This window comes from Acidovorax sp. SUPP3434 (genome assembly GCF_030159015.1).
In the GTDB taxonomy this organism is placed as follows: Bacteria; Pseudomonadota; Gammaproteobacteria; order Burkholderiales; family Burkholderiaceae_C; genus Paracidovorax.
The window spans coordinates 1-20725 of record NZ_BQXL01000014.1; the positions used below are offsets into that span (position 1 = coordinate 1).

A 20725-nucleotide genomic window follows, 5' to 3' on the forward strand; every position below is an offset into this window, starting at 1 on the left:
CCAAGGGCATGAGCGCTGCTGAATTCACCCTCGGCACGGCGGCTGAATTCGATGCGTTCAAGCATCTGCCGTTTCCTTTTTCGGCCGAAGCCGACATGGAAATGGTCACCAATGGCAAGACCATGAAAACCGTCATGCACAAGCTCACGCCGAAGGCTGTTGCCACCGGCAAGGGCCAGTAAAGCCCCATTTCGTTCCCGGTGACGTATGCAAATAGTCCCAAGGTACTACGTGCAGTCAACGGATGACTACACCTTTCTACGCGCTGACGGAGAGGGTGGTGTCGATAGCACCCCGCTCATTGTCAACGCCACGCCGTTTTCGACCCCTGAGGCTGCGGTCGATGCGGTTCAGGACCACTGTGCAGGAGAGGCGGTGGTGTTTCGGACCTATGAGGTGGACCGGGCATAGCCATGGATGAATTTGTCTTCTTGTGGGCTTTTCTGTCCGCTCTTGCAGGGGTGATAGTGTTTTTTCTCTGCTTGATATTGCGGCGCATTCGTGAGGTCGAGCGAATGTAGCTTTCCATTTGGTCCCGGTCTCTTTTTTTGCCCTGACTGTTTAGTAAAACTAAACACAAGGGGCGGAAATTGATAGCTCGATACGTAGCGCGCTGCGTATCCGGCTGCAATTTCGCAGCGTTGTAAATCAAGGAAATCACATGTACGAAAACACTCTGGGCGTTGCCCGCAAGTTCGGCGCCAAGGTGGGCGCGAAGGCTGCTGCTGCTGGTGCGGCCCTGGCCCTGTCTGCTGGTTCCGCCCTGGCGGAAATCCCTGCTGAAAGCAAGACCGCCCTCGGCGGCATGAAGGCTGACGGCATGGAGATGGCCGGCATTGTGCTGGTTGCAATCATCGCCGTCTTCGCCATCAAGTTCCTCCGCAAGGGCCTCTGATGCTCGCGCTGATTACGCCAGTGCTGGCGGGCATGGGCTACAACGCGGTGGCCGTGTCAGCGCTGGTGTTGTCGGCGCGCGTGTGGCTCTTTTGCCATCGGTTCATGCGCAGGGGGTTGTGATGGCTTTCCAAGTCGGCACGGCCTGCTATCCGACCGCCAAACAGGCGGCTGAAGCGTCTGCGTCTGCGCAGGTTGGCGCTGTGGTCTCGCACGGTGGCACTGCCTATGTCATGGACATAGGTGGTGTTGCTGATGCGTCGATCACTTATCGGCTGCAGCCCGTTGCGGGCGGTGCGCCGCTGCAGATTGTCTCAACGTATACCGCTCAGCCGTGTGGCCTGCTGCAGATGCAGGACGGCTTGTACATGGGCTGGATGGTCGCTGGAGCCTGGATCGCAACCTATTCCGTCATGTTCCTGGCGCGCGTTTTCAGAGGGGAAGAAACAAATGACAACGCCTGATTTTTGGGCCGCATTTGCCGCAGTGCTCGGCATGGCTTGGATCGTATGCGTGCGCTGGTAGCCGCTGTCCTGTTGTGCTGCTGCGGCGCTGCTAATGCTGCATATGCGCAGTTGGCCAGCCCTCCTGGCTTTGCGGCCAGCCCTGCGGGCTTTACTTATGCTGCTGCAGCCAATGACGCTACATATGGCCGCGTGGTCTATCAGGCCGGCGGGCTCACTGCTAATGTAGGTGGGCAGACTACCCGCATGGCTGCGGCCTATCGATTGGCTGCTAATGCTCCCCGATTTGCTGCCGCTGCTATTTTTCTCAATCCTTATGTTCGCGCCGGTGTGGGCATTGCATCTCTGCTGATGGCTGCCAAGGTCTTTTGGGATGAGTACGACAAAAAATGGAAGCATCGCGTCGATGAGGATGAGGTAATTGTGCGGTGGGAGTACACCTTTCCCGGTGCTGGCCAAAACTTCCCAACGGCTACTGAAGCCTGTCGAGTTATTGTCGCCCGTCAGACTCCTCAGGGCGCGCATGTTGCGGCTTATTCGGTCAGTGGCACTAAGTGCACTGGCGGCTTTTCGTTCCCGTATGAATTCATCGGCCAACCCGCTGGCTATGTGTTTGGTGTTGAGTTCAACGGCATTGAGCGTGTGCAGAAGCCGTGCCCCGCTGGCTCCGTGCCTACAGATGCTGGATGTGTCGTCAAGGGCTCTCGTACTGACACTATTGAGTCTCCTGAGGACTTTGCGCAGAGGATCATTAATCCTAATTCTGAGCCTGGGTGGACCATGCCCGATTCGGTGCCTCTGGAACTTCCTCCTGGTACGCCTTTGCCTGTTGAGCAGCCATTCATTAACCCTGAGCCTGGACCATCACCTGCTCACCGGCCGTTGTTTGTGCCCACTGGTAACCCCGTACCTAATCCAAAGTATGACCCGTCTGCTGAGCTTGGGCCTAATAACTGGCCTTGGTTGCAGCCTGGTGTGCGTATCGTGCCAGCGCCTACGCCCGGGGCGCCTACCCGTGTGGATATGCAGCCTGTGGACCGTGCTATCCCTAATCCTGATGCTGATCCGGATTCTGACCCTGCGCCTGAGGACAAGCCAAAGCCTGAAGAGCAGCAGAGCCTCTGTGAGAAGCATCCGGACATCGTCGCGTGTCAGAAGCTCGGGGAGATAGAGGCGAAGGAGTTGCCCAATCGAACGGTGCCTGTGAAGCTTGAACGTGAGGAGGGCTTCGGTCCTTCCAATGGATCGTGTCCAGCGCCTCGGCATCTGTCCGCCATGGGGATGGACCTGGAATTCCGATGGGACTTGTTCTGCGATTTCGCTAGCGGGGTGCGCCCGCTCGTTGTCGGCTTTGCCTACTTGGCGGCAGTGCTGTCGTTCATGGGCTTGTCCCGGAAGGATTGACCATGGAAGGCATTGCTGAGTGGCTCGCGAAAATTTCGTGGCCCATCGTTTCGCGCGTCATGGTCGCCCTCGGTTTTGGCTACACAACCTATGAGGGTGCGAGTACGGCTGTTTCCACTGCCATGAATGCCGCCAAAGCGGCCATGGCTGGATTCGGCGGCGAGGTGCTGCAGCTCATTGCCATGTGTGGCTTCTTCGATGCCATGGCGATCACCAGTGGCGGCATTGTGTCCGGCTTGGCCTGGATGGCCATGAAGCGCTTCGCGCTCCAAACGACTGGCGGCAACGCCGGGGGTGGCTGATGCTTACCCTTATCACTGGCGCGCCTGGGACTGGAAAGTCCGCTGCCCTCGTTTCCATGCTCGCCGACGTCGCCAAGGGGCGCCAGCTGTTTGTCAACGGCATCCCTGACCTCAAGATTGAGCATGAGGAGCTTGCTGAGCCTGAGCGATGGCATGAGCTCGTGCCTGACGGTGCGGTCATCGTCATTGATGAGGTCCAGCGGGTGTGGCGTCCTCGAGGTCCTGGGGTCAAGGTGCCTGACCACGTCGCCAAGCTGGAAACGCATCGGCATCGTGGGCTCGATTTCTACATCATCACGCAAGGCCCGAATCTCATTGATTCGAACGTGCGGGCCCTGGTGGGCCGGCATGTACACCTCCGTGAGTTGGGCATCCTGGGCCGCTGGTGGTACGAATGGCCTGAGTGTGCGGACAACTGCCGGACGGCGTGGAAAAACGCCCCAATCAAAAAGCGCTACCGATTGCCTAAGCATGTTTTCGGGCAGTACAAAAGCGCTTCCGTGCACATCAAGCCGATTCGCTCTGTGCCTTGGATGCTGGCTGTGGCGGTGCTTGCGCTCGTCGGCGTAGTCGTTATGACCTGGCGCGTTTATGGCTCCATTTCGGCCAAGGTAAATCCGCCTGCGCCTGCCCCTGCTCCTGTGGTCGCCGCTGCTGGTCCGGCTGCAGTGGTGCCTCAGGCGCAGTCAGTGGGTGCCGCTGTGGCGATGGTGCAGCCGTTGCCTGATGAGCGCGTGGATTTCATTCCTCGCCTGTCTGATCGCCCTTGGACTGCTCCTGCATATGACCACCTGCGAAAGGTCGTCGTGATGCCTGTCATCACTGGCGCTATGTGTATTGATGGCGTCTGCAAGTGTTATGCGGGCGCTGCTCGATTGCTCGATGTGAGTAGTGAGGCTTGCAACCAGTGGCGTATAGACAGGCCGTTCAATCCTTACGTCCAGTCCGTTCCCGTCGATATTGCTTCGCGGAATACGTCGTCTGAACCGGATCAAAAGCAGCCTGTTCCTGGCTCGTCCTGAGTCGTAGTAGCGGTTTGCGCCTGCTTTTGTATTTGGTCCACGCATAGCCTAGCAGTGCACCTGCTACCGCTGCTCCTATTAGCCATGTCGTGGTCTGCATGCAGCTGAGTTTATCTTGCTCATTGTCCGCGTTCAAAGGCTTTTGTCGCTTTGTCGCCAGCGCCCTTTTTAGGGCGTTTTTCTTTGGATCGCACCGGTGTTATTGCCGTAAAGATTCGACGTTTCGTTCCCGGTTACGAACATATAGGAGGTTTGATGCAGCAGCGGGGTAGGTTGGTTGGGTACGCTCGTGTCTCCACGCGAGATCAGGAAACTCGGTTGCAGTTGGATGCTTTGTCTAGGGCTGGCGTGCAACATGTTTTTCAGGAGAAGGCCAGTGGTGTTAGTCATCGCCCAGTGCTGCGTGAGTGTTTGGCGTCCATGCGTGAGGGTGATGTATTTGTGTTTTGGCGGTTGGATCGTGTGGCGCGCTCGCTGATCGATTTGTTGGCGATCCATGATGATTTGCGTTCCCGTGGCGTGGCTCTTCGGTCGTTAACTGAGCCTTTTGATACCACCACCCCGTGGGGGGTGTGTGCTTTTCAGACTTTGGGTGCGTTTGCGCAGTTGGAACGGTCCACCATAAGGGAGCGCGTTGTAGCTGGGCAGGTTGCTCACATATCGCGCGGTGGTAGGCATGGGCGCCCGGCTACTCTTTCTGCTGAGGATGAAGTCCGCGTTGTTGCCATGTGGGTTGCCGGTGAAAGTAACAAAGCCCGCATTGCGCGGGCTTTTGGGGTCGGGCGGCATGTCGTTGATCGTGTTGTTCGGTTACATGAAAACCCTTCGGATTCGCGGTATGGCCCTCGCAGGCCTGTGCTGGGGCCTTTGCTTCAGGCTGCGGTAAAGTAATAATTTGACCACAGTTCCCGCAGCGCCCTGGCACCCTTTGGCCCCTCGTAGCGCACCTTTTCCCACAAACGGATATCCATCCAAAGCGAATGAAATTCCAGCCCGACCGCTCCGAAACGCAGACCATCAGCGCCTACGGCCCCGGCTGGATCGGCGTGGACGGCGAAAAGCTCACGACGAGCGTGATCCTCGGCTCGCGCGGGCTCCGCCAGGCGTGGGACTGCACGCGCTTCGAAGACCTGACGCCGGCGCACTTCGCGCAACTGGCCGGGCTCGATGCGGAACTCATCCTCTTCGGCAGCGGCACGCGCAACCGCTTTCCGCCGCCCGCCTGGCTGCAGCCGCTGATGGCCAAGCGCATGGGGCTGGAGACCATGGACACCCCGGCGGCCTGCCGCACCTACAACATCCTGGCGGGCGAGGGGCGCAACGTGGTCGCCGCCCTGCTGCTGGAGCCTTGACCGCCAGTTGTGTACTTTGGTTACAGACTGCAGGGCCTGAAAGAGTGCGAAAGAGTCCGTTTCAAGGTAAAATCTCCGGTTGCGGTCGGGGGCCCTCCAAGAGCAATAACACACCGCTCCCCCGGCTTTTCAACGACTTTCATCCTGAGAGATTGAGTGCCATGGCGATCGTTGTCAACAAACCCCTACCTGAATTTGAAGCCAACGCGACCGGGGGGATCAAGGTCTCCAATACCTCGCATCTTGGCCAGGTTCTGATTCTGTACTTCTATCCCAAGGACAACACCCCTGGCTGCACCACCGAAGCCATGCAGTTCCGCGACAAGTACAAAGATTTCGTCAAGGCCGGCGCAGCCGTCTTCGGCGTGTCGCGCGACAACATGAAGTCGCACGACGACTTCAAGGAAAAGCTCGAACTCCCGTTCGAACTGATTGCCGACACCGAAGAAAAAATGTGCCACATGTTCGGCGTGGTCAAGAACAAGATCATGTACGGCAAGAAGGTCAAGGGCATCGAACGCAGCACCTTCCTGGTCGGCCCCGACGGCATCCTCGCCCACGAATGGCGGGGCCTCAAGGTGCCGGGCCATGTGGACGAAGTGCTCAAGGCCGTGAAGTCCATCAAGGCCCTCAAGAAAGCTGCCTGAAGCCGGCTGCGGCAGGCTGCCGCGGCCCGTCATGGGGAGCATGCATAATGGGTCGATGCTGCTGAGAAACGCAACGCCCTCCCCTCACCCAAAAGCCGCCTTGGCCTCCAGGCGGCTTTTTGCTTTCTGAACATCCCATCGAGGCCATTGCACCATGCCCCTGCCCCCCGCCCCCACCCGGCGCGCCGCGCTGCTTTCTCCGGATGCTTACCACCAGACCGCGGCCCGTGCGGACCTGACCGCCGTTGACGAACCGGTCGAAGCCTTCGAATCCGCCAACCCTCCCGCCACCCGTTCCACCCGCAAGCCCGCGCGTACGGCCCCGTCCGCCCGCGATGCGGCACCCCGCACTGAAAGCACTGCCGCGCGTGCACCCGCGCCAGTGGCCAGCGAGGCACCGCTGCAACCCGAGCAGCGCGCGCCGTCGCGCCGCCGCGCCGCACCGGCCCCTGCGCCGGTGCAGGCCCGTGAGCCCGCCCTGGCTGAGCCGGTGCAGGCACGCACCGCCGCGCCCGAGCCCGCACCAGCCTCCACTGCGGCACCCAGCGCGCGCAGCCGCAAGGTGCGCAGCAACGGCCCCAAGAAGATGTTCGTGCTGGACACCAACGTGCTGCTGCACGACCCGACCAGCCTCTTCCGATTCGAGGAACACGACATCTTCCTGCCGATGATCGTGCTCGAAGAACTGGACGGCCACAAGAAAGGCATGACCGAGGTCGCCCGCAACGGACGCCAGGCCAGCCGCACGCTCGACGCCCTGGCCGCCGCGCAGGGCGCCGACATCGCGCGCGGGCTCAAGCTCGACTCCACCGGCCAGCGCGCGGCCGGCGGCTGCCTGTATTTTCAGACGGCGCCGCTCGACTACAGCCTGCCCACCAGCCTGCCCCAGGGCAAGGCCGACAACCAGATCCTCGGCGTCGTCGAAGCGCTGCGCAAGCTGCATGCCCCGCGCGAAGTGGTGCTGGTGTCCAAGGACATCAACATGCGCGTCAAGGCGCGCGCGCTCGGCCTGAACGCCGAGGACTACCAGAACGACAAGACGCTCGAAGACGGCGACCTGCTGTATTCCGGCCTGCTCGCGCTGCCGGCCGACTTCTGGATCAAGACCGGCAAGAACGTGGAAAGCTGGCAGAGCGGCGTGCACACGTACTACCGCATCGGCGGACCGATCGTGCCGCAGCTCATGATCAACCAGTTCGTGTACTTCGAGGCGCCCGGCGAGCCCAGCCTGTTCGCCCGCGTGACCGAGATCCGCGACCGCACGGCGGTGCTGCAGACGCTCAAGGACTACGGCTCGGCCAAGAACGCCATCTGGGGCGTGAACACCCGCAACCGCGAGCAGAACTTCGCCATGAACCTGCTCATGGACCCCGAGGTGGACTTCGTCACCCTCACCGGCACGGCCGGCACCGGCAAGACGCTGATGGCGCTGGCCGCCGGCCTCACGCAGGTGCTGGACGAGCGCCGCTACACAGAGATCATCATGACCCGCGCCACGGTGAGCGTGGGCGAGGACATCGGTTTCCTGCCCGGCACCGAAGAGGAAAAGATGGGCCCGTGGATGGGCGCGCTGGACGACAACCTGGAATTTTTGGCCAAGGGCGACGGCGGCAACGCCGGCGAATGGGGCCGCGCGGCCACCAACGAGCTGATCCGCAGCCGCATCAAGATCAAGAGCATGAACTTCATGCGCGGGCGCACGTTCCTCAACAAGTACGTGATCATCGACGAGGCGCAGAACCTGACGCCCAAGCAGATGAAGACGCTCATCACGCGGGCGGGCCCGGGCACCAAGATCATCTGCATGGGCAACCTGGCGCAGATCGACACGCCGTACCTGACCGAAGGCTCCTCCGGCCTGACCTACGCGGTGGACCGCTTCAAGGGCTGGCCGCACAGCGGCCACATCACCCTGGCGCGCGGCGAGCGCTCACGCCTGGCGGACTTCGCCAGCGAAGTGCTGTGAGCGGGAGCACCCGGTAATGGCCGTGGGATGGATGACCGCGCTGAAGCTGGTGCCCTGGGGCGACGTGATCGAGGCGACGCCCCAGATCCTGCAGGCCGCCCGGCGGCTGCTGGGCCAGACGCAGAAAGGGCCGGCAGCCACCGCCGCCGCGCCCCTGCCCAACGGCACGGAGGACGGCCTGGCCGCGCTGCGCCAGCGGGTGCAGGCGCTGGAGGCCGAGCAGCAGGCGTCGGCCGTGCTGATCGGCTCGCTCGCCGAGCAGAACGCCCAGCTCGTGCGCGCGGTGGATGCGCTGCGGGTGCGCAGCCAGCGCCTGACGATCGCCGTGGCACTGACCGGCGTCGCCACCGTGGGGCTGCTGGCCTGGGCACTGGGCGGCAGCTGACCGGGACTGCACCGCATTCCGGTCGCTTGCTATTTAATTGATAGCAATACGCCCTAGAAAGATATGTGCTGGAGGCCTTTTTGACCCCAGGCGCCTAGAAATCGTCGCCGGAGCCCATGGCGAGGTTTTCGAAGCGCGTCTGGTTCTTCTGGAAGAACAGCTTCACCGTGCCGGTGGGGCCGTTCCGTTGCTTGCCGATGATGACCTCGGCCACGTTCGGCTCCTTGCTGTCCTTGTTGTAGTAGTCGTCGCGGTAGATGAACATGATGATGTCGGCATCCTGCTCGATGGCGCCGGATTCGCGCAGGTCGGACATCATCGGCCGCTTGTCGGTGCGCTGCTCCACCGAGCGGTTGAGCTGCGACAGCGCGATCACCGGGCACTGCAGTTCCTTGGCCAGCATCTTCAGGCCCCGGGAGATCTCGCCCAGTTCGGTAGCACGGTTGTCCGAACTGGACGAGCCCGAGCCGCTCATGAGCTGAAGGTAGTCGACCACGATCAGCCCCAGCTTGCCGCACTGGCGCGCCAGCCGGCGCGCGTTGGCGCGCAGCTCGCTGGGCGTGAGGCCCGGCGTCTCGTCGATGTGCAGCGACACCGTGCGCAGGCGCTCGATGGCCTCGGTCAGCCGCGGCCATTCTTCGTCGGTCAGCTTGCCGGTGCGCAGGTTGCCCTGGTTCACGCGACCGATGGAGCCCACGATCCGCACCGCCAGCTGCGCCGCGCCCATTTCCATCGAGAAGATGGCCACGGGCAGGCCTTCGTTGAGCGCCACGTGCTCGGCGATGTTCACGGCGAACGAGGTCTTGCCCATGGACGGCCGCGCCGCCAGCACCACCATGTCGCCTGCCTGCAAGCCCGACGTCATGCGGTCCAGGTCGGCGAAACCCGTGGGTACGCCCGTGACGTCCACGGGGTTGTCGGCCATTTCCTGGACGCGGTCCAGCAGGTCCACCACCAGCGTGTCCAGCGACTGGAAGCCCTGCTTCATGCGCGAGCCCTCTTCGCCGATGGCGAAGATCTTCTGCTCGGCCTCGTCCAGGATGCGCTCGACCGGCTTGCCCTTGGGGTTGAAGGCGTTGGTGGCGATCTCGTCGCTGGCCGTGACCAGCTTGCGCAGGATCGACCGCTCCCGCACGATCTCCGCATAGCGCCGGATGTTGCTCGCGCTCGGCACGTACTGCGCCAAGCTGTTGAGGTAGGCCAGCCCGCCGATCTCCTCCGCCTTGCCCAGCCCCTGCAGCCGCTCGTACACCGTGATCACGTCGGCGGGCTTGCTGGCGTTCACCATGGCGCCGATGGCCGAATAGATGAGCTGGTGCTCGTGCCGGTAGAAATCGCCGTCCACCAGCAGGTCGCCCACCCGGTCCCAGGCCATGTTGTCGAGCAGCAGGCCGCCCAGCACGCTGGACTCGGCCTCCAGGGAATGCGGCGGCACGCGCAGCTGGGCGACTTCGCGGTCCGGCGCCGGAGCGAAATCCTCGTCGATGGAAAGGGACTCGAGGGTCATGGCAAAAGGTCCTCTCGCGGCGGGCGCGGTGGGTTACCGTCAGGCAGATGGGAAGACTGGGATGACAAGTCTGTGGACAAGCTGTTCACAGGCGGTGGGTGACCGGTGCATGGAACAGCAGGCCAGAAACGCGAAAGCCGCCCGAGGGCGGCTTCGCGATCGATGCCAGAGGCAGCGCTTTTTCGTTAAGCGGTTTCGCCGTAGACCGACACGGTCACGTCCACCACCACGTCGGTGTGCAGGGCCACGCTCACCGTGTTGTCGCCGACGACCTTGATCGGGCCGTTGGGCAGGCGGATCTGCGACTTCACGACCTTGTAGCCTTGCTTGTTCAGCTCTTCAGCGATGTCGTGGTTGGTCACGGAACCGAACAGGCGGCCGTCCACGCCGGCCTTTTGCGTCAGCTTGATGGTCGTGCCACCGAGCTTTTCGCCTTGGGCCTGGGACTCGGCCAGCTTCGCAGCGGCGGCCTTTTCGAGTTCGGCGCGCTTGGCTTCGAACTCGGCCTTGGCGGATTCGGTGGCGCGGCGTGCGCGGCCCGAAGGAATCAGGAAGTTGCGGGCGTAGCCGTCTTTGACCTTGACGATTTCGCCGAGGTTGCCGAGGTTCACAACCTTGTCGAGCAGGATGATTTGCATGACTGTTGCTCCTTAGATCTTGTGCTGGTCGCTGTAAGGCACCAGGGCCAGGAAGCGCGCGCGCTTGATGGCGGTGTTCAGCTGACGCTGGTAGATGGCGCGCGTGCCGGTCAGGCGTGCGGGGATGATCTTGCCGTTTTCGGCGATGAAGTCACGCAGCGTGTCGACATCCTTGTAGTCGATCTCTTCCACACCGGCGACGGTGAAGCGGCAAAAGCGCTTGCGCTTGAACAGCAGCGACTGGGTGTTGCGCTTCGGGCGCTTGTCTTTGTTGAACTTCTTGAACGTGGCCATTTTCGGACCTCTTGAAAATTAATCTTGTTGAATATCCTGGATGTGGAACACCAGCCCCTTGCCGTTGCGCGACGTCGCCAGAAACCCCCGGAAGATCCAGAGGCTGCCGAGCGCCTGTCTTGCCAGCCGCTCTGCGAGCGTGCCGAAGGCAATGGCCTTCACGACCGCCTTGACCTCGCGCTGTGCACCGGCTTCCTGCTGCTGAGACCCGTGTTCGAGCTTCAGATCCAGGGCCGGCAGGCCAGCGGGCGTGTAGCGCAGGGCCTGAGCCTCGGCGATACAGGCGGTGAGGACAACGTGGTTTTCCACTCCTCCAGTCGATGGATCAGCGCTCGCCCGAAGCGGCGAACTCGGCCTGGCTGGCCTTGCGGGCTTCTTCGCGCTCGACGGTCTTCATCATCGAGGAAGGACCCGTGTCGGCCTTCTTCTTTTGAACCGTCAGGTGGCGCAGCACGGCGTCGTTGAACTTGAAGGCATGCTCCAGTTCAGCCATCACGGCCTGGTCGGCTTCGATGTTCACGCACAGGTAGTGGGCCTTGGCCAGCTTGTTGATCAGGTACGCCAGTTGACGGCGGCCCCAGTCTTCCACGCGGTGCACCTTGCCGCCGCCGGCGACGATCATGCCCTTGTAGCGCTCCAGCATGGCTGGAACTTGTTCGCTTTGATCCGGATGGATCAACAAAATGATTTCGTAGTGACGCATGCAAACTCCTTGTGGATGAAACCACCCGCTGCGTCTAGAAGCGGTGTGGCAAGGCAAAGCCGGCGATTATAGCCTCAAGGCCGGTCGCTTGTACACTCACGCCGGCCGAGACCGACGCCAGCCCGACGCATCTGCGTGCAAACGTCGCCTTTTCGCTTGAAATCCGCCGCGTGGCACCCATTTGCCGCGCGTACCGTTCACTTTCAGAAGAAATCGACATGTCCGATCAAAACAATCCAGCCACCGCCTCTCATGGGGACGCCTCCCCCTCTCCTGAAGAAGTCGAAGCCGCGATGGCGGCACATGCCTCCGATGAACTGGGCCGCCTGCAGGGCGAACTGGCCGAGCTGAAGGCCAAGAGCGCCGATCTCGCCGACCAATTCCTGCGCGCCAAGGCCGAGGCCGAGAACGCCCGCCGCCGCGCCGAGGAGGAAATCTCCAAGGCCCGCAAGTTCGGCATCGAGAGCTTCGCGGAAAGCATGCTCCCCGTGGCCGACAGCCTGGCCGCGGCCCTGGCCATCAAGGACGCCACGATCGAACAGCTGCGCGAAGGCTCGGACGCCACGCTGCGCCAGCTCACCTCCGCACTGGAGCGCAACAAGGTGCTGGCCATCAACCCCAATGCGGGCGACAAGTTCGACCCGCACCAGCACCAGGCCATCAGCATGGTGCCGGCCGACCAGGAGCCCAACACGGTGGTGTCCGTGTTGCAAAAAGGCTACGTGATCGCCGAGCGCGTGCTGCGCCCGGCCCTGGTCACGGTGTCCGCGCCCAAGTAAGCACCCGCCGACCCAAAGAAAAACTGACGGCGACGGCTTGAAGCCGGCCAAGTTATCCACAAGTTATCGGCATCCAAATCTTTTTCAAAATCTCGGAGAACAACATGGGAAAAATCATCGGTATCGACCTGGGCACCACCAACAGCTGCGTGTCCATCATGGAAGGCAACACCACGCGGGTGATTGAGAACTCGGAAGGCGCGCGCACCACGCCCTCCATCGTGGCGTACCAGGAAGACGGCGAAGTGCTGGTCGGCGCCTCGGCCAAGCGCCAGGCCGTCACCAACCCGCAGAACACGCTGTATGCGATCAAGCGGCTGATCGGCCGCAAGTTCACCGAAAAGGAAGTGCAAAAGGACATCGACCTGATGCCCTACAAGATCACGGCGGCCGACAACGGCGACGCCTGGGTCGAAGTGCGCGGCAACAAGATCTCGGCCCAGCAGGTCAGCGCCGACATCCTGCGCAAGATGAAGAAGACTGCCGAGGACTACCTGGGCGAAGCGGTGACGGAAGCCGTCATCACGGTGCCCGCGTACTTCAACGACGCCCAGCGCCAGGCCACCAAGGACGCCGGCCGCATCGCGGGCCTGGACGTCAAGCGCATCATCAACGAGCCCACGGCTGCGGCCCTGGCCTTCGGCCTGGACAAGCAGGAAAAGGGCGACCGCAAGATCGCCGTGTATGACCTGGGCGGCGGCACGTTCGACGTGTCCATCATCGAGATCGCCGACGTCGATGGCGAAAAGCAGTTCGAAGTGCTGTCCACCAACGGCGACACGTTCCTGGGCGGCGAAGACTTCGACCAGCGCATCATCGACTACATCATTTCCGAGTTCAAGAAGGACCAGGGCGTCGATCTGTCCAAGGACGTGCTGGCCCTGCAGCGCCTGAAGGAAGCCGCCGAGAAGGCCAAGATCGAGCTGTCCAACAGCGCGCAGACCGACATCAACCTGCCCTACATCACGGCGGACGCCTCGGGCCCGAAGCACCTGAACATCAAGCTCACGCGTGCCAAGCTCGAAGCGCTGGTGGAAGAGCTGATCGAACGCACGATCGCCCCCTGCCGCACGGCCATCAAGGACGCCGGCATCAGCGTGTCGGACATCCATGACGTGATCCTGGTCGGCGGCATGACCCGCATGCCCAAGGTGCAGGACAAGGTCAAGGAGTTCTTCGGCAAGGACCCGCGCAAGGACGTGAACCCGGACGAGGCCGTGGCCGTGGGCGCCGCCATCCAGGGCCAGGTGCTGTCGGGCGACCGCAAGGACGTGCTGCTGCTGGACGTGACGCCGCTGTCGCTGGGCATCGAGACGCTGGGCGGCGTGATGACCAAGATGATCAGCAAGAACACCACGATCCCGACGAAGTTCGCGCAGACCTTCTCGACCGCCGACGACAACCAGCCGGCCGTGACGATCAAGGTGTTCCAGGGCGAACGCGAACTGGCCAGCGCCAACAAGCTGCTGGGCGAGTTCAACCTGGAAGGCATTCCGCCGGCAGGCCGCGGCGTGCCGCAGATCGAGGTGAGCTTCGACATCGATGCCAACGGCATCCTGCACGTGGGCGCCAAGGACAAGGGCACGGGCAAGGAAAACAAGATCACCATCAAGGCGAACTCGGGCCTGTCCGAGGAAGAGATCCAGAAGATGGTGAAGGACGCCGAACTGAACGCGGCCGACGACAAGAAGAAGCTGGAACTGGTCCAGGCGCGCAACCAGGGCGAAGCCGCCGTGCACAGCGTGACCAAGAGCCTGGGCGAGCACGGCGACAAGCTCGATGCGGCCGAGAAGGAGCAGATCGAGTCGGCCGTGAAGGCCCTGGAAGACGCGCTCAAGGGCGAGGACAAGGCCGCCATCGACGAGAAGACGACCGCGCTGATGACCGCCAGCCAGAAGCTGGGCGAGAAGATGTACGCCGAAGCGCAGGCCGCCCAGGCCGCGGCAGCAGGTGGCACGGAAGGTGCAGCGCCCCAGGGCGGTGCCTCGTCCTCCGCCGGCGCAGCACCGCACGACGACAACGTGGTGGACGCTGAAGTGAAGGAAGTGAAGAAAGGCTGAGCGCGCTCGCGTGCCCGACTAGCCGCCGCGCCGGGCCCTGCACAGGGGCCAGCGCGGCGTTCCTGTTCCAACCGAGCTCGGAAAGACCATGTCCAAGAGAGACTTTTACGAAGTTCTGGGCGTTCCAAAGAACGCCTCGGACGAAGAGATCAAGAAGGCTTATCGCAAGCTCGCGATGAAGCACCACCCTGACCGCAACCAGGGTGACGCGGCCAAGCCTGCCGAAGAGCGGTTCAAGGAAGCCAAAGAGGCTTATGAAATGCTCTCCGATCCGCAGAAGCGGGCCGCCTACGACCAGTACGGCCACGCGGGCGTGGACCCGAACATGCGCGGCCCCGGCGGCGCGGGTGCGGAAGGTTTCGGTGGTTTTGCCGAGGCCTTCGGCGACATCTTCGGCGACATGTTCGGCCAGGGCGGCGCGCGCGGGCGCGGCCAGGGCGGGCGCCAGGTCTATCGCGGCAACGACCTGAGCTACGCGATGGAGGTCACCCTCGAAGAGGCGGCCAAGGGCAAGGACGCGCAGATCCGCATTCCCTCGTGGGAATCGTGCGAGACCTGCCACGGCAGCGGCGCCAAGCCGGGCACCAGCGCCAAGACCTGCACCACCTGTGCCGGTGCCGGCACGGTGCAGATGCGCCAGGGCTTCTTCAGCGTGCAGCAGACCTGCCCGCACTGCCGCGGCACGGGCAAGATCATTCCCGAGCCCTGCACCACGTGCCACGGCCAGGGCAAGGTCAAGAAGCAGAAGACGCTGGAAGTGAAGATCCCCGCCGGCATCGACGACGGCATGCGCATCCGCAGCACCGGCAACGGCGAGCCGGGCACCAACGGCGGCCCGCCGGGGGACCTGTACATCGAGATCCGCCTGAAGAAGCACGACATCTTCGAGCGCGACGGCGACGACCTGCATTGCCAGGTGCCGGTGAGCTTCATCACGGCCGCGCTGGGCGGCGAGATCGAAGTGCCCACGCTGCAGGGCAAGGCGGCCATCGACATTCCCGAAGGCACCCAGGCCGGCAAGCAGTTCCGCCTGCGCGGCAAGGGCATCAAGGGCGTGCGGGCCAGCTACCCCGGCGACCTTTACTGCCACATCGCGGTGGAAACGCCCGTCAAGCTGACCGAGCACCAGCGCAAGCTGCTGCGCGAGCTGGAGGAGTCGCTCAAGAAAGGCGGCGCCAAGCACTCGCCCAGCGGCGAAAGCTGGACCGACCGATTGAAGAACCTGTTCAGCTGATCGCGGCAGGCTGGTGCTTTCAATGCCAACGGCGCCCCAGGGCGCCGTTTTTTTGCGCGAATCGGCAGCAAAGCCATCGCATACCACGATGGCTGGAGGTGTTTTCATGGGAGAAAATACGCCAACTCTCTGATTACGAGAATTCTCCAACCCCGATGAAAAGCTCCGAGCGCAGTTTTGCGCGCCGAATCGATCTCACCTCGCTGCAGCTCTTCGTGGCTGTTTGCGAGCTGGGAAGCATCGGCCGCGCGGCGGAGCGGGAGTTCATCGCCGCATCGGCCGTCAGCAAGCGGCTGTCCGATCTCGAAACGGCAGTGGACACCGCGCTCCTGTACCGGCACAGCCGCGGCGTCACCCTCACGCCCGCTGGCGAAAGCCTGCTGCACCACGCCCGCACCGTGCTGTTCGGGCTGGAGCGCATGCAGGGCGAACTGAGCGAATATGCCGACGGTGTGCGCGGCCATGTGCGCATGCACGCCAACATCTCGGCCATCGTGCAGTTCCTGCCGGAGGACCTGGGGGCTTTCGCCCGCGCGCACAGCCAGGTCAAGATCGACCTGCAGGAACACCTCAGCCCCGACGTGCTGCAGGCGGTGCGCGAAGGCGCGGCCGACCTGGGGCTGTGCCACACCGGGGCCACCGCCGAGCCCGAGGGCCTGCAAAGCCGTCCGTACCGCAGCGACCGCCTGGTGCTCGTTGTGCCGCAAGGGCATGTCTTGTCACGGCATTCTGCTATCAAATTTGAAGCATTGCTCGACTGCGACATCGTCGGCCTGCAGGCCAACAGCAGCATCAGCCTGGCCATGCACCAGGCAGCCGCGCAGGCCGGGCGACCGCTGCGCCAGCGCATCCAGGTCACCGGCTTGGACGCCATGTGCCGCATGATCGACAACGGCCTGGGCGTGGGCCTGCTGCCGGACCGGGCCTTCGCGCTCATGCGGGGCGTAGGCCGGCTGCAATCCGTCGCGCTCGACGAACCCTGGAGCCAGCGCGAATTGCGCCTGGTGGCGCGCGACTTCGACACCCTGCCAGTCACGGCCCGGCTCCTGGTCGAACACTTGGTGCCACCTACCCCGCCCGAGCCTTCCTAAAATCATCCACCCCACCTGAAACCCACCAAAGAGACCGCCATGGGACGCACCCTGTACGACAAGATCTGGGACGAGCACATCGTCCACGCCGAAGAAGACGGCACGGCCATCCTCTACATCGACCGCCATCTGGTGCACGAAGTGACCAGCCCGCAGGCGTTCGAGGGCCTGCGCCAGGCCGGCCGCAAGGTCTGGCGCGTCAGCTCCATCGTCGCCACGGCGGACCACAACACGCCCACCACCGGCTGGGACCGGGGCTACGACGGCATCACCGACCCGATCAGCAAGGAGCAGATCACCACGCTCGACAAGAACATCGCCGAGGTCGGCGCGGCGGCGTTCTTCCCGTTCATGAGCAAGCGCCAGGGCATCGTCCACGTGATCGGCCCCGAGAACGGCGCCACGCTGCCCGGCATGACGGTGGTGTGCGGCGACAGCCACACCAGCACGCACGGCGCATTCGGCGCGCTGGCGCACGGCATCGGCACCAGCGAGGTGGAGCACGTCATGGCCACGCAGACCCTGCTGGCCAAGAAGGCCAAGAACATGCTCATCCGCGTGGACGGCCAGGTCGCGCCCGGCGTGACGGCCAAGGACATCGTGCTGGCCATCATCGGCAAGATCGGCACGGCGGGCGGCACGGGCTACACCATCGAGTTCGGCGGCCCGGCGATCCGCGCCCTCAGCATCGAAGGCCGCATGACGGTCTGCAACATGGCCATCGAGGCGGGCGCGCGCGCTGGCCTGGTGGCGGTGGACGACAAGACCATCGACTACGTGAAGGGCCGGCCGCTGTCGCCCTCGGGCGTGGAATGGGACCAGGCGGTGGCCTACTGGAAGACACTGCAGTCGGATGCCGACGCGCACTTCGACACGGTGGTCACGCTGAACGCCGCGGACATCGTGCCGCAGATCACCTGGGGCACCTCGCCCGAGATGGTGCTGGGCGTGGATGCCCGCGTGCCCGATCCCGACAAGGAAAAGGACGCCAACAAGCGCGGCGCCATGGAGCGCGCGCTCACCTACATGAACCTGGAGCCCGGCAAGGCGCTGAACGACATCTTCGTGGACAAGGTGTTCATCGGCTCGTGCACCAACAGCCGTATCGAGGACATGCGCGAAGCCGCTGCCGTGGTCAAGAAGCTGGGCCAGAAGGTCGCCAAGAACATCAAGCTGGCCATGGTGGTGCCCGGCTCCGGCCTGGTGAAGGAGCAGGCCGAGCGCGAAGGCCTGCACGAGATCTTCAAGGCCGCGGGCTTCGAATGGCGCGAGCCCGGCTGCTCGATGTGCCTGGCCATGAACGCCGACCGCCTGGAGCCCGGCGAGCGCTGCGCCTCCACCAGCAACCGCAACTTCGAAGGCCGCCAGGGCGCGGGCGGACGCACCCACCTGGTCTCGCCGGCCATGGCCGCCGCGGCCGCCGTGCACGGCCACTTCGTGGACGTGCGCCAGTTCGCCTGAGCGCCACGGCTGCATTCCATTCACCCCAAGGACACTTGCCGTGAACAAGACCGCCACCCTTCTCACCCTGGCCCTGGCTTGCCTGCTGGCCGGCTGCAACACCGTCAAGGGCATGGGCCAGGACGTGCAACGCGCGGGCAGCGCCATCGAACGGGCCGCCAAATGACCGGCCGCGCCACACCCCAGACCTCCAGAAAGGACCGCCGCATGAAAGCCGTATGGCCCCTCTTCGCCGCCTGGCTCCTGGGCGGTTGTGCCACGGCCCTGGCGGCCGACCGCGCCTGCGTGATCGAAGGCAACGTGCCCGTCGCCGGCAAAACCGTGGCGGTGAAGGACTGCATGGAGTTCACCGCCGGCATTCCGGCCGAGCAGCTCAAGGCGAGCTGCAACGGCCTGGCGCAGACCTCGGCCCAGCTCGGGGGCAAGGCAGGCAAGGTGACCTTCCTCGCGCAGTGCCCCCGGCCCGCCAGTGGCGCGTGCAAGGGGCTGATGGGCCAGCCGCTGGACGCCTACTACTACAACCTGTCGCCCGAAGCCGTGCAGGAAAAACGCAAGGCCTGCGAAACATCCACCGCCGCCATCAAGGGCGGCACCTGGAGCAACGGGCAGTAACGCACCGCTGCCTTCGAGCCCTCTTCCGGACACACACCATGCAGAAATTCACTCTCCACCAAGGCCTCGTGGCCCCCATGGACCGCGAGAACGTCGATACCGACGCCATCATTCCGAAGCAGTTCCTCAAGTCGATCAAGAAGACCGGCTTCGGCGTGAACCTGTTCGACGAATGGCGCTACCTGGACCACGGCGAGCCGGGCCAGGACCCGGCGAGCCGCAAGCCCAACCCGGACTTCGTGCTCAACCAGCCCCGCTACGCCGGCGCGTCCATCCTGCTGGCGCGCAAGAATTTCGGCTGCGGATCGAGCCGAGAGCACGCGCCCTGGGCGCTGGACCAATACGGCTTTCGCGCCGTGATCGCGCCGAGCTTCGCGGACATCTTCTTCAACAACTGCTTCAAGAACGGCCTGCTGCCCATCGTGCTGCCCGAGGCCACCGTGGCGCAGCTGTTCGATGAGGTGCACGCCTTTCCCGGCTACCAGCTCACCATCGATCTGGAGCGCCAGGTGATCGTGCGCCAGAACCGCGGCGAGGTCGTGGGCGAAGAGATTCCGTTCGAAGTGAACGCCTTTCGCAAGTACTGCCTGCTCAACGGGTTCGACGACATCGGCCTGACCCTGCGGCAGTCCGACAAGATCAAGGTGTTCGAGGCCCAGCGCCTGGCCACCAAGCCCTGGCTGGCCCACACCATGGCGGGTTGATCTGCCTGCCGGCAGCCAAACATCAAGCATCCAATCGGCCCGCAGTGCAATAAGTACTAGGGCATATCGCTATCAAAAGAGAAGCAATTACATGAAAATCGCAGTTTTGCCGGGTGACGGCATCGGCACGGAAATCGTGGCAGAGGCCGTCAAGGTGCTGGACGTGCTGGGCCTTCCGTTCGAGATGGAGTCCGCCCTGGTCGGCGGCGCCGCGTACGAGGCCCATGGCCACCCGCTGCCCGAAGCCACGCTGAAGCTGGCGCAGGACGCCGACGCCGTGCTGTTCGGCGCCGTCGGCGACTGGAAGTACGACAAGCTCGACCGCCCCCTGCGCCCCGAGCAGGCCATCCTGGGCCTGCGCAAGCACCTGGGGCTGTTCGCCAACTTCCGCCCGGCCATCTGCTACGAGCAGCTGGTGGGCGCTTCGAGCCTCAAGCCCGAGCTGATCTCGGGTCTCGACATCCTCATCATCCGCGAGCTGACGGGCGACATCTACTTCGGCCAGCCGCGCGGCCGGCGCACGGCCGTGGACGGCCATTTCCCCGGCGCCGAAGAGGCCTTCGACACCATGCGCTACTCCAAGCCGGAGATCGAGCGCATCGCCCACGTGGCGTTCCAGGCCGCGCGCAAGCGCAGCAAGAAGGTCACCAGCGTGGACAAGGCCAACGTGCTGGAAACCTTCCAGTTCTGGAAGGACGTGGTCACCGAAGTGGGCCAGCAGTACCCCGACGTGGAACTGCAGCACATGTACGTGGACAACGCGGCCATGCAGCTGGTGAAGGCGCCCAAGGCCTTCGACGTGGTGGTCACCGGCAACATGTTCGGCGACATTCTGTCGGACGAGGCTTCCATGCTCACCGGCTCCATTGGCATGCTGCCCTCGGCCAGCCTCAACAGCAAGAACCAGGGCCTGTACGAGCCCAGCCATGGCAGCGCGCCCGACATCGCCGGCAAGGGCGTGGCCAATCCGCTGGCCACCATCCTGAGCGCCGCGATGATGCTGCGCTTCAGCCTGAACCAGGAAGCGGCCGCCCAGCGCATCGAAGCGGCCGTGCAGAACGTGCTGGCCCAAGGCCTGCGCACGCCGGACATCTGGAGCGAAGGCACCACGAAGGTGGGCACGGCGCAGATGGGCGACGCCGTGGTGAAGGCCCTGGGCTGACCGCTGCAGCCCGGCACGCGCTGAAGCGGGCCGCTCCTGCCAAA

At 63.7% G+C, this 20725-nt stretch carries 25 protein-coding genes and 1 pseudogene; 21 read left to right on the forward strand and 5 right to left on the reverse strand.

What is annotated here, in order from left to right; genetic code table 11:
* The 12 genes and pseudogenes from AVKW3434_RS18590 to AVKW3434_RS18645 form a co-directional block, all read left to right on the forward strand.
* Window positions 1–182: pseudogene (locus AVKW3434_RS18590) on the forward strand (hypothetical protein); the annotation flags it as partial.
* 479 nt (window positions 183–661) lie between these two features.
* Window positions 662–895, forward strand: coding sequence for a major capsid protein (locus tag AVKW3434_RS18595; RefSeq protein WP_284407014.1), 234 nt, complete (start codon window positions 662–664; stop codon window positions 893–895).
* Window positions 895–1017 (forward strand): hypothetical protein, encoded by a 123-nt coding sequence (locus AVKW3434_RS18600; protein WP_284407015.1) that lies wholly within the window; start codon window positions 895–897, stop codon window positions 1015–1017. Before AVKW3434_RS18595 ends, AVKW3434_RS18600 begins: the two co-directional genes overlap by 1 nt.
* A complete protein-coding gene (locus tag AVKW3434_RS18605; protein WP_284407016.1) occupies window positions 1017–1358 on the forward strand; it encodes a hypothetical protein in 342 nt (113 codons plus the stop codon). The genes AVKW3434_RS18600 and AVKW3434_RS18605 overlap by 1 nt, the downstream gene beginning before the upstream one ends.
* A gap of 111 nt (window positions 1359–1469) precedes the next feature.
* Window positions 1470–2762 (forward strand): virulence factor TspB C-terminal domain-related protein, encoded by a 1293-nt coding sequence (locus AVKW3434_RS18610; protein ID WP_284407017.1) that lies wholly within the window; start codon window positions 1470–1472, stop codon window positions 2760–2762.
* A gap of 2 nt (window positions 2763–2764) precedes the next feature.
* Window positions 2765–3064 (forward strand): DUF2523 domain-containing protein, encoded by a 300-nt coding sequence (locus tag AVKW3434_RS18615; protein WP_272564868.1) that lies wholly within the window; start codon window positions 2765–2767, stop codon window positions 3062–3064.
* A gap of 56 nt (window positions 3065–3120) precedes the next feature.
* Window positions 3121–4086, forward strand: coding sequence for a zonular occludens toxin domain-containing protein (locus AVKW3434_RS18620; protein WP_502869122.1), 966 nt, complete (start codon window positions 3121–3123; stop codon window positions 4084–4086).
* 255 nt (window positions 4087–4341) lie between these two features.
* Window positions 4342–4977: a recombinase family protein gene (locus tag AVKW3434_RS18625; protein WP_284407088.1), complete on the forward strand. Its 636-nt coding sequence runs from the start codon at window positions 4342–4344 to the stop codon at window positions 4975–4977.
* An 89-nt stretch (window positions 4978–5066) separates the two neighbouring features.
* A complete protein-coding gene (locus AVKW3434_RS18630; protein ID WP_284395750.1) occupies window positions 5067–5438 on the forward strand; it encodes an Mth938-like domain-containing protein in 372 nt (123 codons plus the stop codon).
* Between the two features lie 161 nt (window positions 5439–5599).
* Window positions 5600–6085, forward strand: coding sequence for a peroxiredoxin (locus AVKW3434_RS18635; RefSeq protein WP_272551605.1), 486 nt, complete (start codon window positions 5600–5602; stop codon window positions 6083–6085).
* Between the two features lie 154 nt (window positions 6086–6239).
* The gene (locus AVKW3434_RS18640; RefSeq protein WP_284407019.1) at window positions 6240–8051 is read left to right on the forward strand and encodes a PhoH family protein; all 1812 of its coding nucleotides are present in this window, start codon (window positions 6240–6242) and stop codon (window positions 8049–8051) included.
* Window positions 8052–8067: 16 nt separating this feature from the next.
* A complete protein-coding gene (locus AVKW3434_RS18645; protein WP_284407020.1) occupies window positions 8068–8436 on the forward strand; it encodes a hypothetical protein in 369 nt (122 codons plus the stop codon).
* A gap of 94 nt (window positions 8437–8530) precedes the next feature.
* On the opposite strand, the gene dnaB is transcribed toward AVKW3434_RS18645, so the two are convergent.
* The 5 genes from dnaB to rpsF all read right to left on the reverse strand — a co-directional run bounded on the left by dnaB (window position 8531) and on the right by rpsF (window position 11578).
* Entirely contained in the window at window positions 8531–9943 is a 1413-nt protein-coding gene (dnaB, locus tag AVKW3434_RS18650; RefSeq protein WP_284395760.1) for a replicative DNA helicase, read from the reverse strand.
* Window positions 9944–10128: 185 nt separating this feature from the next.
* On the reverse strand, window positions 10129–10581 hold the full coding sequence (gene rplI / locus AVKW3434_RS18655; protein ID WP_272551600.1) for a 50S ribosomal protein L9: 453 nt from the start codon (window positions 10579–10581) through the stop codon (window positions 10129–10131).
* Window positions 10582–10593: 12 nt separating this feature from the next.
* The gene (gene rpsR / locus AVKW3434_RS18660) at window positions 10594–10875 is read right to left on the reverse strand and encodes a 30S ribosomal protein S18 (RefSeq protein ID WP_011794373.1); all 282 of its coding nucleotides are present in this window, start codon (window positions 10873–10875) and stop codon (window positions 10594–10596) included.
* An 18-nt stretch (window positions 10876–10893) separates the two neighbouring features.
* Entirely contained in the window at window positions 10894–11184 is a 291-nt protein-coding gene (gene priB / locus AVKW3434_RS18665) for a primosomal replication protein N (protein WP_272551598.1), read from the reverse strand.
* 16 nt (window positions 11185–11200) lie between these two features.
* Window positions 11201–11578 (reverse strand): 30S ribosomal protein S6, encoded by a 378-nt coding sequence (gene rpsF, locus AVKW3434_RS18670; protein ID WP_272551597.1) that lies wholly within the window; start codon window positions 11576–11578, stop codon window positions 11201–11203.
* Between the two features lie 218 nt (window positions 11579–11796).
* On the opposite strand from rpsF, the gene grpE reads away from it, so the two are divergent.
* The 9 genes from grpE to leuB all read left to right on the forward strand — a co-directional run bounded on the left by grpE (window position 11797) and on the right by leuB (window position 20681).
* Entirely contained in the window at window positions 11797–12357 is a 561-nt protein-coding gene (gene grpE, locus AVKW3434_RS18675) for a nucleotide exchange factor GrpE (RefSeq protein WP_272567926.1), read from the forward strand.
* Window positions 12358–12461: 104 nt separating this feature from the next.
* Window positions 12462–14417, forward strand: coding sequence for a molecular chaperone DnaK (gene dnaK / locus AVKW3434_RS18680; RefSeq protein ID WP_284407022.1), 1956 nt, complete (start codon window positions 12462–12464; stop codon window positions 14415–14417).
* 88 nt (window positions 14418–14505) lie between these two features.
* Window positions 14506–15651, forward strand: a complete 1146-nt coding sequence (gene dnaJ / locus AVKW3434_RS18685) for a molecular chaperone DnaJ (RefSeq protein WP_272567922.1) — start codon at window positions 14506–14508, stop codon at window positions 15649–15651.
* A gap of 155 nt (window positions 15652–15806) precedes the next feature.
* Window positions 15807–16742 carry a LysR family transcriptional regulator gene (locus AVKW3434_RS18690; RefSeq protein ID WP_284407023.1) on the forward strand — a complete coding sequence of 312 codons (936 nt, stop codon included), beginning with the start codon at window positions 15807–15809 and terminating at the stop codon, window positions 16740–16742.
* Between the two features lie 39 nt (window positions 16743–16781).
* The gene (leuC, locus tag AVKW3434_RS18695) at window positions 16782–18203 is read left to right on the forward strand and encodes a 3-isopropylmalate dehydratase large subunit (RefSeq protein WP_284407024.1); all 1422 of its coding nucleotides are present in this window, start codon (window positions 16782–16784) and stop codon (window positions 18201–18203) included.
* A 67-nt stretch (window positions 18204–18270) separates the two neighbouring features.
* Window positions 18271–18369: an entericidin A/B family lipoprotein gene (locus AVKW3434_RS18700; protein WP_372588273.1), complete on the forward strand. Its 99-nt coding sequence runs from the start codon at window positions 18271–18273 to the stop codon at window positions 18367–18369.
* Window positions 18370–18410: 41 nt separating this feature from the next.
* The gene (locus tag AVKW3434_RS18705) at window positions 18411–18815 is read left to right on the forward strand and encodes a hypothetical protein (protein WP_284407025.1); all 405 of its coding nucleotides are present in this window, start codon (window positions 18411–18413) and stop codon (window positions 18813–18815) included.
* Window positions 18816–18853: 38 nt separating this feature from the next.
* Window positions 18854–19519, forward strand: coding sequence for a 3-isopropylmalate dehydratase small subunit (gene leuD, locus AVKW3434_RS18710; RefSeq protein WP_284407026.1), 666 nt, complete (start codon window positions 18854–18856; stop codon window positions 19517–19519).
* A 91-nt stretch (window positions 19520–19610) separates the two neighbouring features.
* Entirely contained in the window at window positions 19611–20681 is a 1071-nt protein-coding gene (leuB, locus tag AVKW3434_RS18715; protein ID WP_284407027.1) for a 3-isopropylmalate dehydrogenase, read from the forward strand.
* Window positions 20682–20725 lie beyond the last annotated feature (44 nt).